16 protein-coding genes are annotated in these 12688 nt (G+C 63.7%); 10 read left to right on the top strand and 6 right to left on the bottom strand.

From position 1 onward, the window contains the following. The first annotated feature begins 5 nt into the window (after positions 1 to 5). Positions 6 to 740 carry a metallophosphoesterase family protein gene (locus AB4136_RS10155; RefSeq protein ID WP_024923760.1) on the top strand — a complete coding sequence of 245 codons (735 nt, stop codon included), beginning with the start codon at positions 6 to 8 and terminating at the stop codon, positions 738 to 740. A 7-nt stretch (positions 741 to 747) separates the two neighbouring features. Here the strand turns inward: AB4136_RS10155 and AB4136_RS10150 are convergent, their stop codons facing one another. Then, the gene (locus AB4136_RS10150) at positions 748 to 1038 is read right to left on the bottom strand and encodes a putative quinol monooxygenase (protein WP_024923761.1); all 291 of its coding nucleotides are present in this window, start codon (positions 1036 to 1038) and stop codon (positions 748 to 750) included. A gap of 137 nt (positions 1039 to 1175) precedes the next feature. Beyond that, on the bottom strand, positions 1176 to 2078 hold the full coding sequence (locus tag AB4136_RS10145; protein ID WP_425349434.1) for a VOC family protein: 903 nt from the start codon (positions 2076 to 2078) through the stop codon (positions 1176 to 1178). 159 nt (positions 2079 to 2237) lie between these two features. Here AB4136_RS10145 and AB4136_RS10140 point away from each other — a divergent pair, with 159 nt between their 5' ends. Beyond that, complete coding sequence (locus tag AB4136_RS10140; protein ID WP_024923763.1) at positions 2238 to 2786, top strand: RBBP9/YdeN family alpha/beta hydrolase; 549 nt, start codon at positions 2238 to 2240, stop codon at positions 2784 to 2786. A gap of 29 nt (positions 2787 to 2815) precedes the next feature. Here the strand turns inward: AB4136_RS10140 and AB4136_RS10135 are convergent, their stop codons facing one another. Next, positions 2816 to 3586, bottom strand: coding sequence for an HpcH/HpaI aldolase family protein (locus AB4136_RS10135; protein ID WP_024923764.1), 771 nt, complete (start codon positions 3584 to 3586; stop codon positions 2816 to 2818). 122 nt (positions 3587 to 3708) lie between these two features. Beyond that, a complete protein-coding gene (locus AB4136_RS10130) occupies positions 3709 to 4029 on the bottom strand; it encodes a DUF1476 domain-containing protein (protein ID WP_024923765.1) in 321 nt (106 codons plus the stop codon). Positions 4030 to 4300: 271 nt separating this feature from the next. Here AB4136_RS10130 and purC point away from each other — a divergent pair, with 271 nt between their 5' ends. From purC to AB4136_RS10105, 5 genes are all read left to right on the top strand, one after another. Further along, on the top strand, positions 4301 to 5095 hold the full coding sequence (purC, locus tag AB4136_RS10125) for a phosphoribosylaminoimidazolesuccinocarboxamide synthase (protein WP_024923766.1): 795 nt from the start codon (positions 4301 to 4303) through the stop codon (positions 5093 to 5095). 66 nt (positions 5096 to 5161) lie between these two features. After that, entirely contained in the window at positions 5162 to 5404 is a 243-nt protein-coding gene (gene purS / locus AB4136_RS10120; RefSeq protein WP_024923767.1) for a phosphoribosylformylglycinamidine synthase subunit PurS, read from the top strand. Between the two features lies 1 nt (position 5405). Next, on the top strand, positions 5406 to 6074 hold the full coding sequence (gene purQ, locus AB4136_RS10115; RefSeq protein ID WP_024923768.1) for a phosphoribosylformylglycinamidine synthase subunit PurQ: 669 nt from the start codon (positions 5406 to 5408) through the stop codon (positions 6072 to 6074). 61 nt (positions 6075 to 6135) lie between these two features. Then, positions 6136 to 6555: a hypothetical protein gene (locus AB4136_RS10110; protein ID WP_244431203.1), complete on the top strand. Its 420-nt coding sequence runs from the start codon at positions 6136 to 6138 to the stop codon at positions 6553 to 6555. Between the two features lie 18 nt (positions 6556 to 6573). After that, a complete protein-coding gene (locus AB4136_RS10105; RefSeq protein WP_024923770.1) occupies positions 6574 to 7221 on the top strand; it encodes a Pr6Pr family membrane protein in 648 nt (215 codons plus the stop codon). A gap of 101 nt (positions 7222 to 7322) precedes the next feature. Here the strand turns inward: AB4136_RS10105 and AB4136_RS10100 are convergent, their stop codons facing one another. Then, entirely contained in the window at positions 7323 to 7580 is a 258-nt protein-coding gene (locus AB4136_RS10100) for a DUF1127 domain-containing protein (protein WP_024923771.1), read from the bottom strand. A gap of 87 nt (positions 7581 to 7667) precedes the next feature. Between AB4136_RS10100 and AB4136_RS10095 the strand changes: the two genes are divergently transcribed. After that, positions 7668 to 9086 (top strand): aminotransferase-like domain-containing protein, encoded by a 1419-nt coding sequence (locus tag AB4136_RS10095; RefSeq protein ID WP_024923772.1) that lies wholly within the window; start codon positions 7668 to 7670, stop codon positions 9084 to 9086. Between the two features lie 20 nt (positions 9087 to 9106). Here AB4136_RS10095 and AB4136_RS10090 read toward each other — a convergent pair whose 3' ends face one another. Beyond that, positions 9107 to 9562 (bottom strand): nuclear transport factor 2 family protein, encoded by a 456-nt coding sequence (locus AB4136_RS10090; protein ID WP_024923773.1) that lies wholly within the window; start codon positions 9560 to 9562, stop codon positions 9107 to 9109. 69 nt (positions 9563 to 9631) lie between these two features. Between AB4136_RS10090 and AB4136_RS10085 the strand changes: the two genes are divergently transcribed. Together AB4136_RS10085 and purL are read left to right on the top strand one after the other, a co-directional pair. Then, the gene (locus tag AB4136_RS10085) at positions 9632 to 10138 is read left to right on the top strand and encodes a winged helix-turn-helix transcriptional regulator (RefSeq protein WP_024923774.1); all 507 of its coding nucleotides are present in this window, start codon (positions 9632 to 9634) and stop codon (positions 10136 to 10138) included. Positions 10139 to 10353: 215 nt separating this feature from the next. Continuing rightward, positions 10354 to 12579 (top strand): phosphoribosylformylglycinamidine synthase subunit PurL, encoded by a 2226-nt coding sequence (gene purL, locus AB4136_RS10080; RefSeq protein WP_024923775.1) that lies wholly within the window; start codon positions 10354 to 10356, stop codon positions 12577 to 12579. Positions 12580 to 12688: the final 109 nt, after the last annotated feature.

Raw genomic sequence — 12688 nt, 5'->3', positions numbered from 1 at the left:
TATCCATGCGGCTGGCGGTCATCTCCGACATCCACGGCAACCTGCCGGCGCTGGAGGCGGTGCATGCCGAGATCAAGACGGCCTCGCCGGACCTGATCGTCAATCTGGGCGACTGCTTGTCCGGTCCGCTATGGCCGGAAGAGACGGCGCAATATCTGATCGCCGAGAATTGGCCGACGGTGCGCGGCAACCATGATCGCGCGCTGGCCGAGATGCCGCCAGGCGAGATGGATACGATTGACGCCTTCGCATACCGGCACCTCACCAAGGCTTCGCGCGATTGGCTCGCATCGCTGCCTGCGACAACGAGCCTGACGTCGGAGATTTTCCTCTGCCACGGCAGCCCGGCGGACGACGAGGTTTTCCTGCTGGAGGAAGACGGCGGCAACCACTTCTTCCCCTCCAGCGAGGGCCAGATCCGACGCAAACTCGGCGATGTGCCGGCCGAGCTCGTGCTGTGCGGCCATACGCACACACCGCGCATCGTGCATGTCTCGGACCGCCTGACCGTCCTCAATCCGGGCAGCGTCGGCGTGCAGGCCTTTCCCGGCCTGACCGTGACCGGCAGCCCGCATGCCCGCTATGCAATCGCCACGCGCCTCAACGGCAAATGGTCGTTCACCCTGCGCGCGATCGATTATGATTGGAGCTCGGCCGCCCGACGCGCCGAAGCCAGCGGCTTTGCCAATTGGAGCCATGGGCTGTCGACCGGCTTTGCTGCTAACGCCATCGGCACTTAAGCGTCGCTCAGGGCACGAACCGGTCCATCAAAACGACGGTGCCCTCCCTGGTCTGGTGCTGATTGATCAGCGGCACCAGCCGGCGGAAATGCTCGGTGCGGCAGTGGACGTCCAGTGCGGCGCGGTCTGGCCACTCCTCGATGAAAACGAAATGCCCCGGGTCCTTCTGATCGACAAAAAGATCGTAGGAGATGCAAAGCGGTTCCTGCCGCGTCTTCTCGACGAGTTCGGCATAAAGCGGCTGCACGATTTCGAGTGCCTCAGGCTTGATGAAATCGCGGGCGATAACCTTCAACATGGATGAGCCTTAGTTCCTTGATGCCAACAGCCGAATCCGCCTGACGCGGATTCGGCTGTGAATGTCTAGCATCGGTCGAGGCTCGGGGGTGTCAGGATCCTTCCTGAACGATCCATCAGGGCGGCAAAGTCAGTTTGTTATCCAGGCTGGCCGGGCACGGCGCGGATGACGGTTCCCCACGGATCTTCATAGGCGGACGGCGTCTTGGCCTCAGCCGAGCGCATCTCGACCCAGGCGAGACCCGAACGGCTGGCATCGCGCTTACCGGCGCCGGCGCTCTGCCAGGTGTTGGCGCCGATATGGTGATGATACCCGCCCGACGACAGGAACACCGCCTGCGTGCCGTATTTCTTGACGGTGTCGAAGCCGAATTCCTTGTTCCACCAGGCCTCGGCCTGGTTCGGATCGCCGACCCGCAGATGGACATGGCCGACAACGGTGTTGTCCGGCGCGCCCTTCCAGCCGGCATCGCCGGCCGGCACCGAGCCGACAACGCCTGGAATATCCATGCGCAGTGTCGCCATCTCGACGCTCGGGCCGTCCCATTTCCAGCTTTCGTGCGGGCGGTCGGCATAGATCTCGATGCCGTTGCCTTCCGGGTCTGTCAGATAGGCCGCCTCCGAGACCAGATGGTCGGACGCGCCCTCAACCTGGATCTTGTTTTCGATGGCGTGGTTGATCCAGCGGCCGAGATCAGCACGGCTTGGCAGAAGAAAGGCGGTGTGGAACAGGCCGGCACTGCGCGGATCGTCCGGCTTGGCAGCCGCATCGCGTTCCAAGACCAGCAACGGCCGGTTGGCCGCGCCCAACGTGATCGTCTCGCCGTCGCGGGCCAGCTCTTCCAGGCCGACAACAGCACGATAATAGGCGGCCAGCGCATCGGCGTCGCGGGTCTTCAACCCGACACGGGCAACACTGATCGGCGTGGTAGCGGCAAAAGGCAGATCGCTCATCATCTTCTCCGGGCGGGCTGCGCTGGTCATGGCCCCCAAGGCCATCACCCCTACGCCACCCATCATTGTACGCCGTGTCAGTCGCAAAATCCCTATCTCCGAAAGCATGCGGCGGTGATTGCATCGCCTACCAAATGGAACAATCCCATTGTTCACACAAGGCGGCAAAAATCGAACAAGGTGTTCACAATTCGAATATTCGAGTGGCATGTTGCGCCAGCAAAGGCGGAACGCTACATCCGAGCCATGAAAGTAAAGGACACCGATATCCTCATCGTGCCGGGTTACACCAATTCGGGGCCCGATCATTGGCAGAGCCGCTGGGAGGCGAAACTGTCGACCGCGCGCCGTGTCGAGCAAGCGGAGTGGTCGAAGCCGGTACGCGAGGACTGGACGGCCCGCGTTGCCGAAGCCGTCAACGAGGCGACCAAGCCGGTGGTGCTGGTGGCGCATTCGCTGGGCGTGGCAACCGCCATCCAGGCGCTTCCCTTGTGCGACAAGCCGATCGCCGGCGGCTTCTTCGTCGCCCCGCCGGATGTCGCCAATCCGAAAATCAGGCCAAAGCACCTGATGACCTTCGGCCCCTATCCGCGCGACCCGCTGCCCTTCCCCTCAATGGTCATCGCCAGCCGCAACGACCCGTTCTGCGACTTCGACGTGGCCGAAGACCTTGCCGGCGCTTGGGGATCGCTGTTCATCGATGCCGGCGACACGGGCCACCTCAACTCCGAATCCGGCCACGGCCCCTGGCCGGAAGGCTCGATGACCTTCGCGCATTTCCTGTCGCGGTTGTGATAGACGTGTTGGATTAGTCTGACTGAAGCCTAACCGATCGATTCCTTCACGCTCGCCAGCAGCGTCTTGGTGCCGAGCCCGATCAGCGCCTGTTCTGAGCCCATGGCCAGCAGCCGGTAGCCCATCTTGACAACGCGGCCTGAAATGGCCGGATCGATGACATAGATCGCGGCGTGCTTGCCCGCCTTGCGGGTGCGTTCGGCGATCGAGGCGATGGTCTCCATCATGTCTTCCAGCGTCGAATCGACCTTGGCGCCGTTGCTCCAGGCGATGGAGAAATCGGACGGGCCGACGAAGATGCCATCGATGCCGGGTGTTTCCAGGATGCCGTCGAGCGCGGCCAGCGCGGCGCGCGTCTCGACCATGGCGAAGGCCAGCGTGCGCTGGTTGCTCTCCTTCAGCCAGTCGGCCTGCGTGCCCTTGCCGTGGCGCGGCAAGGCGTAGGTCGGGCCCCAGGAGCGTTCGCCGAGCGGCGGATATTTCATCGCCGCGGCAAAAGCCCTGGCGTCGGCCACCGAATTCACCATTGGCGCGATCACCGCCTCGGCGCCAAAATCAAGCGCGCGGCTGGCCATGTCGAAGCGGCCGACCGGAATGCGAACCAGCGCCGGTTTGTTGACCGCCTGGATCGGTACGATCGAGCGCAGCACGCTGTCCTCATTGTGGCCGCCATGCTGCATGTCCAGCGTCACAGCGTCGAAACCCTGCCGGGCAACGATCTCCACCGTCAGCGCGTCCGGCACGCCCGACCATGCCGTGCACAGCGTTTCATCGGCTTCGAGACGTGCTTTCAGGGACATTGGCTCATTCCTCTCACAATGAATCCAGTTTCAGCCGGAAATGACGGAAAAGGCAAAGAAAAACCGCCCGGTAATACCGGGCGGTTCGTTGGTCCAGCCATGTCGGCGCGACCGGCCGTCGATCAGGTGTTGTTGATCTGGGCGATGGCCTCGGCCATCAGCTCGTCCATGGTGCGGCGAATCTGATGGTCGGACTGCTCGACGCCGGCGGCGTCGAAATCCTTGCGGATCTTGCGGAAGACATCGTGATCGCCGGCTTCCTCGATGTCTGAAACCACCACTTCCTTGGCATAGGCCTCGGCGTCGGCGCCGCTTTTGCCCAGCTTCCCGGCGGCCCAAATGCCGAGCGCCCGGTTGCGCCGCGCATTGGCCTTGAAGCGCAGTTCCTCGTCATGCGCGAACTTGCGCTCGAAACCTTCTTCGCGATCCTTCATGCTGCTCATGCGGCAATTCCTCCGGGTGGAAACCGAGTCATCTGGCAATTGTGCCTGTCGCGATCCCTCAAACCAAATGGGCGGCCCGCGGTCAATATGCGAAATAGCATGCTGCAATGCGGCATTTCGGTGGTCAAACCGGTTGATTCAACGGATTTGCCGATTGAGCAAAGCCCGCGATTGCGGTAGAGACCGCGACTGAGACCACCGCGCCGCCAAGCGTTGCGAAAGAAAGGGACCGGTCGTTGCCGCTTGCCCTTCCAACCAGAGAAAAAATCCAATGAAGTCACGCCGCCGCATTTACGAAGGCAAGGCCAAGATCCTCTATGAAGGACCTGAGCCGGGAACACTGATCCAGTTCTTCAAGGACGACGCTACCGCGTTCAACAAGAAGAAACATGAAGTGGTCGACGGCAAGGGCGTGCTCAACAACCGCATTTCCGAGCACATCTTCAACCATCTGAACCGGATGGGCATCCCGACCCACTTCATTCGCCGCCTCAACATGCGCGAGCAGCTGATCAAGGAAGTCGAGATCATCCCGCTCGAAGTCGTGGTGCGCAATGTCGCCGCCGGCTCGCTGGCCAAGCGCCTGGGCATCGAGGAAGGCACCGTGCTGCCGCGCTCGATCATCGAATTCTACTACAAGGCCGACGCGCTCGACGATCCGATGGTTTCGGAAGAGCACATCACCGCCTTTGGCTGGGCAAGCCCGCAGGAAATCGATGACATCATGGCACTGGCCATCCGCGTCAACGACTTCCTCTCCGGCCTGTTCCTCGGCGTCGGCATCCAGCTCGTCGATTTCAAGATCGAGTGCGGCCGTCTGTTCGAAGGCGACATGATGCGCATCGTCGTCGCCGACGAGATTTCGCCCGATTCGTGCCGGCTGTGGGACGTCGCCACCCAGGACAAGCTCGACAAGGACCGTTTCCGCCGCGACATGGGCGGGCTGGTCGAAGCTTACCAGGAAGTGGCGCGCCGCCTCGGCATCATGAACGAGAACGAGCCGCAGCGGACCGGCCCGGTGCTGGTCGCCTCGACCGAGCCGCCGAAAGGCTCGAAGCCGCATTAATAGTGTTATCGCGCGGGGTGCTTCGAAGCGAAGCTCGTAGACCCCGCGAATGGATGCAGGAACAGCATGATGAAAGCCCGCGTTACCGTAACCCTGAAGAATGGCGTGCTCGACCCCCAGGGCAAGGCGATCGAACATGCGCTCGGCGGCCTCGGCTTCGGTGGCGTAGGTTCCGTTCGCCAGGGCAAGGTGTTCGACATCGAGATCGACGGCACCGACAAAACCAAGGCTCAAGCAGAGCTCAAGGCCATGTGTGACAAGCTCCTGGCCAACACGGTGATCGAAAACTACGCGGTGGAGATCGCCTGACGTGAAAACCGCCGTCGTCCTCCTGCCCGGCCTCAATCGCGATCGCGACATGATCGCGGCGTTGACCAAGATTTCCGGCACCGCGCCCGCCACCGTCTGGCAGACCGATACGGAAATCCCCGATGTCGACCTGATCGCCATTCCCGGCGGCTTCTCCTTCGGCGACTATCTGCGCTGCGGGGCGATCGCGGCGCGTTCGCCAGTGATGCGGGCGGTGGCCGAGAAGGCCGCCAAGGGCGTCATGGTGGTGGGCGTGTGCAACGGCTTCCAGATCCTGGTCGAAGCGGGCCTCCTGCCCGGTGCCTTGATGCGTAACGCCTCGCTGAAATTCGTCTGCCGCGAAGTGAAGCTCCAGGTCGCCAACGCCAACACCGCCTTTACCCGGGGCTACCAGCCGAACCAGATCATCCGCTGCCCGGTCGCACATCACGACGGCAACTATTTCGCCGACGCAGAGACGCTTGCGCGCATCGAGGGCGAAGGCCGGGTCGTGTTCCGCTATGCCGACGGCACCAATCCGAACGGCTCGATCAACGACATCGCCGGCATCATTTCGACCAAGGGCAATGTGCTTGGCCTGATGCCGCATCCCGAAAACCTGATCGAGGCGGCGCATGGCGGCAATGATGGCCGCGCTTTGTTCGAAGGCGCGCTCGGCATCGCCGCCTGAGCAGGCCATCTTCTCTTTCGACGACAATCAAACTTCATCTCGACTGGGGGAAGCCGAAACGATGAACGCAGCAAAGATGGCCGCCCGTTTCGGCTTCGTCGCCCTGGCAGGCCTGGTTCTGGTGGCTTGCCAGTCGAAGTCCTACAATTCCGCCCCCAGCGGCGGCAGCAAGAGCGCTTCGCTGCGCGCCATGGAACAGGTGGCGATCGCCGCGCACAAATGCTGGATCGCCTCGAAGGACCCGGCCTTCAAGTCCTACCAGATGGCCAATGAGCTCAACAATTTCGGCGGAACGCCACGGTTCCTGCTGGTGCCGGGCAAACATTATGGCGGCAAGCCGCTGCTGGTCGTGCAGGCGCGCGGCAATTCCAACCGCGTCGAGGTGTTCGGCCCGCTGATGGCCGAGCCGCTCGGCGGCCGCATCGGTTCCGACATCGCCCGCTGGCAGACCGGCAACGGCGACTGCGGCGCCAAGGCCTGATCGACCCGGCCGGCGTCGATGGCACGGTTTCTGCAAATCGTCGGACTGGCAGCGGGGCTCATCGGCCTCGTCCTGCAATTCCTCATCACCATTCCCGCCGCGATGGCGGCGGGGCGCGGCTTTGTCGGCGCAATCGTCTTCTATTTCAGCTTCTTCACCATCCTGACCAACATCGCAGTGGTGCTGGTGCATGTCTCGCTGCTGACGCCCACCGGCTACGCCTGGGCGCCGGGCTTCGCCTCGCCTCGGCTGCGCGCCGGCGTGGCGGTCGCCATCTGCGTCGTCACCATCGTCTATGCGGTCGTGCTGGCGCCACTGTGGCAGCCGCACGGCCTGTTCCTGCTTTGCAACGTGCTTCTGCACTATGTGGCGCCGGCGCTGTTCGTGCTGTGGTGGCTGACCGCGGGCGCCGAAGGCACCTCGCGCTGGGAGGATATTCCGGTCTGGCTGATCTACCCGGTCCTGTACGTTGTCTATGCGCTGACGCGCGCGCATTTCACCGGCGAGGCGCCCTATCCGTTCCTCGATGTGCGTATGACCGGCATTTTTGGCGTTGTCTTGGGCACGCTCGGCGTCGCTGCTCTGTTTGTCGCGCTTGGGGTCGCCGCCGCCTTCCTCGACCGAACCATCGGCCGCCGCCGAGCTCCGGCCCCGCGGCGACGGTAAAATTAGGCACTTGCCATATCCGGCGAGGCTGCAGGCGGGCCACTATGCCCTGCCACGCTATCCGGCGCTTCTCCCCGCTCATGCTCACTCCCCCAAGACTGTCAGTCGAAAAAGGGGCGCAGTCCTTCGCGATGGGCGTCGGCGCGGGAGATGCCGATATCCTTGAGCTGGTCGTCGGTCATCTCGAGCAGCTGAAGGCGGCTGCGACGGCGCTCCAGCGCATCCGCAAGTCGATTGCTCGCGGTGACAATCACCACAACAATGCGGCGCACGAAGCCCGACAGGCCGGAAGGCTGCTTGCCAAAGCCCGCCGAAGCCGACCGGTTCCGATGAATTGTCTCGATTGCACTTGCCATCATAGCACCATTGTAACAATTGCCGCGACAATCGCGGTGCAATCCATATGTATTGACTCTGATATTGATACAATATAGAAAATTGTCACCATGACAACTTGGCTCCCCGACCTTTCGACCGGCACCGGCCCGCTTTACCAGCGCCTGGCCGACCGCATCGAAGCGGACATCGATCGCGGTGTGCTCGGCGCCGGCGTCAAGCTGCCGCCGCAGCGCGACCTCGCCTATGACATCGGCGCGACCGTCGGCACCGTCGGCCGCGCCTACCAATTGCTGCGCGAGCGAGGACTGGTCAGCGGCGAGGTCGGCCGCGGCACCTATGTGCTGAAGCGCCATTCCGACGGCGCGCCGGCGGATGCGATAACGCTCTCGTCCTACGCCGAGAGCACGAAGCTGACCGAACCGCCGTCCGGCAAGCTGCGTTTCGACACCACTGCCGCGCCAGACACCGGCCAGGGCGTCGCCATCGCCGATCTGTTGACGAAGACGGCGCAGGAACACCCCTACGAAATCGCCAGCTATACGCGCGACTTCCCCCAGCGCTGGTACGAAGCCGGCAGCCTTTGGCTCGCCCGCAATAACTTTCGCCCCGCGCCCGACACCATCGTGCCGACGCTGGGCACCCACCCGGCGGTGATGGCCGCCATTGCCGCGCTCACCGTGCCGGGCGACAGCATCGCCTTCGAACATCTCACCTATTCGCAGATTTCACGCAGCGCCGGGCTGGTCGGCCGGCGTGTTGTGTTGGTCGATTCCGATTCCGGCGGCCTCGACCCGCAGGATTTCGAACGGGTCTGCGCGCAGAAGCATCCAAAGATGCTGTTTCTGATGCCGACGGTGCAAAACCCGACGCTGGTGACGATCGACACCGACCGCCGGCGCGAGATCGCCCGCATCGCGCGCGAATACAATGTGCTCCTGATCGAGGACGATCTTTACGGCGGCCTCACCAACGATCCGACCCCGCTTCTGGCCGAACTGGCGCCGGAACGCACCATCGTTGCCGGCGGCCTGTCGAAATCGGTGGCAGCGGGCGTGCGCGGCGGCTGGCTGTCGTGCCCGCCGGCCTACCGGCACCGCATCCAGGTGGCGCACAAGATGTTGACCGGCGGCATGCCCTTCCTGCTTGCCGAGGTCGGCGCGCAACTGGTGCTGTCGGGCCAGGCGCACGACATCCGCAACAAGAGCATCGGCGAGATCAACGCCCGCATCGCCATCGTGCGCGAGAAGCTCGCCGGCTTCACCTTCAAGGCACACGACAACGTGCCCTTCGTCTGGCTCACCCTGCCCGATCCCTGGCTCTCCGGCACGTTCAAGAAGGCCTCGTTCGAAAACGACCTGCTGCTCGACGACGAGGACGAGTTCAAGGCCGGCCGCTCCGAACAGGTGCTTCACGGCGCACGCTTCGGCATTTCGGCTCCGGGCCAGCGCGCCGAAGTCGCGCGCGGCGTGGAAATCATCCGCAGGCTTCTGGAAGAAGGCCGCGTCGGCTACGATTCCTTCGGCTGAAACGCCGGCAGGCGCGCGCTTCAGCCCGTGATCGGCGGCGCGTGCGCCTCACTGTTGCCCGCGGCAGCCAGGCGATCCAGCGTCGCCACCAGCCCGGCCGTGTCCGGGCAAATGTGAAGCGAGGTCATCCTGCCCCAGGCCAGGCGCACGGCGTGAATGCCGCGATTGTGGGTGCGCACTCCGTCGGTGCCGCTGTTGGTTTCCAACCAATCGACAATGGCGAGCGTATTCCAGGGCGGTCCGCTGACGGCGATCCCGTCCAGGTCGAAATGCAAATCCGGCAGCAGGCGATAAAGGCGCTCATACCATAGCCTCGTTGCGGACAAGGAGGTGCGGACCCCGGAAAGCGCATGCCCCTCGCCCAGGAAGCGATGTTCGAAACGCGGCGCGAAAGCCGCAAGCACCGGGCCGGCATCGCCCTTGTTGACGCTCTCGAACAGGGAGCGAATGCGGGCACGAACGATCGCATGATACATGGCACGCCTCCATTCAATGATTGAACCTATCGCCTTGAGTTCAATCAAGCAACTGACTAGGATCGCGGCATGAAAAAGGTAAGCTTCGCCGACATGCGCTGTTCGCTCGCCCGCTCGCTGGAGGTGTTCGGTGACTGGTGGTCGCCGCTCATCGTCCGCGACGTCTTCCTTGGCGTGTCGCGTTTCGACGATATCGCAGTGGATTTGGGCATTTCGCGCAATCTGCTGACGCGCCGGCTTCGACACCTGGCCGAGGGCGGCATCCTGCAACGCGTGGCGTATCAGAGCCGGCCGGCGCGGTTCGAATACCGCCTCACGAAGGCCGGCGAGGAACTGGTCCCGATCATCGTCGCCCTGACGAGCTGGGGAGACCGCTGGGTGCAACCCAGGGAGGGGCAGCCCATGCGCTTCGTGCACAAGACATGCGGCAACCCGCTGGAACCCGAAATCACCTGCGCCACATGCGGCGGCAAGGTCGAGGCCGGCGACGTGCTGGCCCTTCCCGGCCCCGGCGGGGCCGCCCGGCCCGGCACGATGGTGCTTGCGAAACGCCTCGCGCCGGCGCCAAACGCCTAGTGTATCAGCCCGAAAATCAGGTCCGATTTTCGGTAAGCACAATGCGCGGATTCAAGGTTCTAAAGCGTCCTTTGCGGGTCCGAACGGACGCGTGGCGCTCTAGACTGCGCAAACTGCCTGTGGCATGCGGCTTTTTTTCTGAAATCGGCAGTGTCGCGGCGCCGGCTGTTCGGCTATAGGGGCCCCAACACGCTTTCGGAGCTGCCCGCCGCACCATGACCATCTCCAACACCGTGAAAATCACACCCGAGCTGATCGCATCGCACGGGCTGAAGCCCGACGAATACCAGCGTATCCTGGATCTGGTCGGGCGTGAGCCGACCTTCACCGAACTTGGCATCTTCTCGGCGATGTGGAACGAGCACTGCTCGTACAAATCCTCCAAGAAATGGCTGCGCACGCTGCCCACCAAGGGCCCGCGCGTCATCCAGGGTCCGGGCGAGAACGCCGGCGTGGTCGACATCGGCGACGGCGACGTCGTCGTCTTCAAGATGGAGAGCCACAACCACCCCTCCTTCATCGAGCCCTATCAGGGCGCTGCGACCGGGGTCGGCGGCATCCTGCGCGACGTCTTCACCATGGGCGCCAGGCCGATCGCGGCCATGAACGCGCTGCGTTTCGGTTCGCCCGATCATCCGAAAACCCGCCATCTGGTGGCCGGCGTGGTCAGCGGCGTCGGCGGCTACGGCAATTCCTTCGGCGTGCCGACGGTTGGCGGCGAGGTCAATTTCGACGCGCGCTACAATGGCAACATCCTGGTCAACGCCTTCGCCGCCGGCCTCGCCAAGGCCGATGGCATCTTCCTGTCGCAGGCCAAGGGTGTCGGCCTGCCCGTCGTCTATCTCGGCGCCAAGACCGGCCGCGACGGCGTCGGCGGCGCCACAATGGCGTCGGCTGAGTTCGACGACAAGATCGACGAGAAGCGCCCGACCGTGCAGGTGGGCGACCCCTTCACCGAAAAGTGCCTGCTCGAAGCCTGCCTCGAACTGATGGCGTCGGGCGCTGTCATCGCCATCCAGGACATGGGCGCCGCCGGCCTCACCTGTTCGGCCGTCGAGATGGGCGCCAAGGGCGACCTCGGCATCGAGCTCGACCTCGACAAGGTGCCGGTGCGCGAAGAGCGCATGTCAGCCTATGAGATGATGTTGTCGGAGAGCCAGGAGCGCATGCTGATGGTGCTGCGCCCCGAAAAGGAAGAAGAAGCCGAGGCGATCTTCGTCAAATGGGGGCTCGACTTCGCCATCGTCGGCAAGACCACCGACGATCTACGCTTCCGCATCCTGCATCAGGGCGAGGAAGTCGCCAACCTGCCGATCAAGGAACTCGGCGACCAGGCACCCGAATATGACCGCCCCTGGGTGGAGCCGGCCAAGCGCGCACCGCTGGCGGCGAACGACATTCCGCAGGCGGATGTGGCCGCAGCACTTGTGAAGATGCTCGGCGGGCCCGACCTGTCGTCGCGCCGCTGGGTGTGGGAACAATACGACACGCTGATCCAGGGCAATTCGCTGCAGATTCCGGGCGGCGACGCCGGTGTCGTGCGCGTCGACGGCCATGCCAGCAAGGCGCTCGCCTTCTCCTCCGACGTGACGCCGCGCTATTGCGAGGCCGACCCTTACGAAGGCGGCAAGCAGGCGGTGGCCGAATGCTGGCGCAATCTCACCGCGACCGGCTCGCTGCCGTTGGCTGCCACCGACAACCTCAATTTCGGCAATCCCGAGCGGCCCGAGATCATGGGCCAGTTCGCCAAGGCGGTGACCGGCATCGGCGATGCCTGCCGCGCGCTCGACTTCCCGATCGTGTCGGGCAACGTCTCGCTCTACAACGAAACCAACGGCCAGGGCATCCTGCCGACGCCGACCATTGGCGGCGTCGGCCTGATCGACGACTGGTCGAAGATGGCCAGGCTCGGCTTTGCCAGCGAAGGCGAAGTCATCCTGCTCGTCGGCGGTCCCGCCGGCTGGGGCAGCCACCTCGCCCAGTCGATCTATATGCGCGACATCCATGGCCGCAGCGACGGTCCGCCGCCGCCGGTCGATCTCGCTCACGAGAAAAAGGTCGGCGATTTCGTGCGCAAGCTGATCCACAGCGGCGCCACCACCGCCGTACACGACCTCTCCGACGGCGGCCTCGCCGTGGCGCTGGCCGAAATGGCGATGGCATCCGGCATCGGCGCAACCGTGCCGGGCTTGAGCGGCGCCGACCCGATCCCGGTGTTCTTCGGCGAGGATCAGAGCCGCTATCTGGTGACGGTGAAGTTCGGCGGTCAGTCGCAGGAATTGCAGGCGCTGTGGAACGAAGCCAAGGCGCTCGGCATCTTCGCGCCGTGGATCGGCACCACCGGCGGCAGCGAATTGAAACTCGGGTCGGCACGCGCCATATCAATCAAGGACTTGAAAACGGCGCACGAATCCTGGTTTCCTGCCTTCATGGAAGCCTGAGATGCGCGAGTGAAAGTCAAACATAGCGGCTGTCGCAGTGGCAAATCGAAATGGTTGAGTTTTTCTTCGGCCTGATCCTCAGATTGCTTCTCTTCGTGTTATGGGCAAT

This window comes from Mesorhizobium sp. 2RAF21 (genome assembly GCF_052115345.1).
Taxonomy (GTDB): domain Bacteria; phylum Pseudomonadota; class Alphaproteobacteria; order Rhizobiales; family Rhizobiaceae; genus Mesorhizobium; species Mesorhizobium terrae.
The sequence above is the reverse complement of the archived record's forward strand: the minus strand, read 5'-3'. Positions and strand labels throughout refer to the sequence as shown.

What these genes read in the sequence shown, in the direction of transcription:
- AB4136_RS10140 (WP_024923763.1), top strand. Translation starts at nt 2,238, where the DNA reads ATGAAAGTAAAGGACACCGATATCCTCATCGTGCCGGGTTACACCAAT.
- purS (WP_024923767.1), top strand. Translation starts at nt 5,162, where the DNA reads ATGATGAAAGCCCGCGTTACCGTAACCCTGAAGAATGGCGTGCTCGAC.
- AB4136_RS10105 (WP_024923770.1), top strand. Translation starts at nt 6,574, where the DNA reads ATGGCACGGTTTCTGCAAATCGTCGGACTGGCAGCGGGGCTCATCGGC.
- AB4136_RS10110 (WP_244431203.1), top strand. Translation starts at nt 6,136, where the DNA reads ATGAACGCAGCAAAGATGGCCGCCCGTTTCGGCTTCGTCGCCCTGGCA.
- AB4136_RS10150 (WP_024923761.1), bottom strand. Translation starts at nt 1,038, where the DNA reads ATGTTGAAGGTTATCGCCCGCGATTTCATCAAGCCTGAGGCACTCGAA.
- AB4136_RS10130 (WP_024923765.1), bottom strand. Translation starts at nt 4,029, where the DNA reads ATGAGCAGCATGAAGGATCGCGAAGAAGGTTTCGAGCGCAAGTTCGCG.
- AB4136_RS10085 (WP_024923774.1), top strand. Translation starts at nt 9,632, where the DNA reads ATGAAAAAGGTAAGCTTCGCCGACATGCGCTGTTCGCTCGCCCGCTCG.
- AB4136_RS10090 (WP_024923773.1), bottom strand. Translation starts at nt 9,562, where the DNA reads ATGTATCATGCGATCGTTCGTGCCCGCATTCGCTCCCTGTTCGAGAGC.
- purC (WP_024923766.1), top strand. Translation starts at nt 4,301, where the DNA reads ATGAAGTCACGCCGCCGCATTTACGAAGGCAAGGCCAAGATCCTCTAT.
- AB4136_RS10100 (WP_024923771.1), bottom strand. Translation starts at nt 7,580, where the DNA reads ATGATGGCAAGTGCAATCGAGACAATTCATCGGAACCGGTCGGCTTCG.
- AB4136_RS10155 (WP_024923760.1), top strand. Translation starts at nt 6, where the DNA reads ATGCGGCTGGCGGTCATCTCCGACATCCACGGCAACCTGCCGGCGCTG.
- purL (WP_024923775.1), top strand. Translation starts at nt 10,354, where the DNA reads ATGACCATCTCCAACACCGTGAAAATCACACCCGAGCTGATCGCATCG.
- AB4136_RS10135 (WP_024923764.1), bottom strand. Translation starts at nt 3,586, where the DNA reads ATGTCCCTGAAAGCACGTCTCGAAGCCGATGAAACGCTGTGCACGGCA.
- AB4136_RS10095 (WP_024923772.1), top strand. Translation starts at nt 7,668, where the DNA reads ATGACAACTTGGCTCCCCGACCTTTCGACCGGCACCGGCCCGCTTTAC.